The 339-nt window shown below is 59.3% G+C and carries 1 protein-coding gene; it reads left to right on the forward strand.

Annotated features, from left to right (window positions below; all coding sequences use genetic code 11):
- The coding region (locus ACO0LM_RS28755; protein ID WP_423042376.1) for a cellulose synthase subunit BcsC-related outer membrane protein at positions 1 to 339 on the forward strand (339 nt) is incomplete at both ends.

Below are 339 nucleotides of genomic sequence, written 5' to 3' on the forward strand. Positions count from 1 at the left end.
TCGAAGCCCAGATCAGCACGTTGGGCCTGGGCCAGTTCGGCTTAAAAATCATCCCCGTGCTGGCTGATGCCGGTACTTTGGCTTTGAACGACACCAACATCGCCGGCCAGTATGGCCGCAATGCCATCTTGGTAGAACGTGCCAAATACGCCAAAGTACCCTTCACCACCATCGCCCGCCAGCAAGGCCTGTCCAATGTCGCCAGCCTTGATCAGGAAGCCAAAGGCGTCGCCCTCAGCCTCAGCTACGAACTGGCAGGCGTACGTGCCGACATCGGCTCCAGCCCCATCGGCTTCCCCATCCAGAACATCGTCGGTGGACTACGCTGGAGTGGTTCTG

It is taken from the genome of Undibacterium sp. Di26W (genome assembly GCF_049340265.1).
In the GTDB taxonomy this organism is placed as follows: domain Bacteria; phylum Pseudomonadota; class Gammaproteobacteria; order Burkholderiales; family Burkholderiaceae_D; genus Undibacterium.